This is a genomic window from Bacteroides sp. HPS0048, from assembly GCF_964240755.1.
Taxonomy (GTDB): domain Bacteria; phylum Bacteroidota; class Bacteroidia; order Bacteroidales; family Bacteroidaceae; genus Bacteroides; species Bacteroides nordii.
The window spans coordinates 6,037-7,432 of record NZ_CAXSVC010000053.1; the positions used below are offsets into that span (position 1 = coordinate 6,037).

The following is a 1,396-nucleotide window of genomic DNA, read 5'->3' on the forward strand; positions in this document are numbered from 1 at the left end:
GCAAGGGCGCAAATGGCGTAAAGCATTCAAGACACTTTTTGAAGAATATCCGGAATTGGTCAGGTCCTCATACGAGCACGAGCTTAGAGGCCAACCTTGGAAGGCATACTGTGCCATTTGCAAAAAATATGAGGAACTTGCCCAAAGCAAATGCAATGAAATAGTTGCGCGATTCAGGCAACTTACCGGGATTGTCTGACCCAAACAGATGCAAAATATATGGAAGAGATAAAGATTTCAAACAGACAAATCGCGCTGATGGCTTTCGACCGGTTGCGCAAGGAAGACAAGACAGATTCCGCATTGAAACTCGCACGGTGTATGCTGCATGGCACAAGCATATCTCTTGGCATAGGTGATATCGACTGGGAGATAGACAGGGCAATACAGCAGTGCGGAGGAGTGCCAAGAACAGGATACAGATACACGGCTTATTTCCACTTCAACCGGAATACGGAAATGGCAAAGGAAATATATGACAAGATCGTGAAGGAACTGTATGGTTAGGAAACAACACGGAGGCGGCTTGAAGGCCGCTTCCGTCATTTATAACGGTATGTACGGGAAAAGGAATCCTGCCGTACACAGGTAACAGAAATGGATGAACAGAAAACATTGACATTGGATTTCATCAAATCCCTGATGGAACCGGCCTATACACTAATATGGACGGACTACAATGACAATCTTGACAATCATTGCGGACTGATTCAAAAATGCCTTGACAGCAAGAGCCGCGAACATTTGTGGGAAAAGGCAGACGAGTGGTACAGCGATGCCGAATGGGAAGCTGTCCGTGAGATTATTGCGAAACTGAAAGAGGAATGTGCCGTATTCCATGACTTTGACGGGGAAGCGGTCGATGACTTCTTCGATGAATACGAAGATGAAATCCGTGACGAGATTTACAGCCGCAACGATTCGGACGTGGTGAAGGAATTGGTAAGGCACACGGACGACATTCCTATCCGTGTGGAGATGCTTTCCAACTATGACTGCATCAACTCCAACTGGTTTGAATCGCAAGGCGGTTACAGGTACGAGGAATCCTACTTCGGGGACATGGTGGACAGCCTGAACCTCAATCCGGCGAGAGTAAAGAAAATCTTGACAGAGCACGGCTACAGGGCTTACGGGCGTTTCCCGAACCGTAAGAACCGGAACGGCAAGGAGCAGGTTTCCTACGAACAATTCTACGAGGAACTTATCAATTCCTGCTGCGGGGCGAACCTGCTGACTTACATCGGCAGGGTAAGCCTGAAAGAGCTGTATGAAGCCGACTTTTCATTGAAAGAGGTCATTATCCCCAAAGGCAACTGTTGCGGACTTTTCAGTTCGACGTATGGTGGTGGAAGCCTGCTTGAAATGGAACTGAAACGGGACGTAAAGCTGAGAT

The 1,396-nt window shown here is 47.5% G+C and carries 2 protein-coding genes and 1 pseudogene; all 3 read left to right on the forward strand.

Annotated elements, in window-relative coordinates; all coding sequences use genetic code 11:
• Positions 1-199, forward strand: a pseudogene (locus ACESQI_RS22990) (hypothetical protein); the annotation flags it as partial.
• A 20-nt stretch (positions 200-219) separates the two neighbouring features.
• Entirely contained in the window at positions 220-507 is a 288-nt protein-coding gene (locus tag ACESQI_RS22995; protein ID WP_005647140.1) for a hypothetical protein, read from the forward strand.
• 90 nt (positions 508-597) lie between these two features.
• Positions 598-1,396: hypothetical protein (locus ACESQI_RS23000; protein WP_373127278.1), on the forward strand; the 799-nt coding region annotated here is incomplete at its 3' end.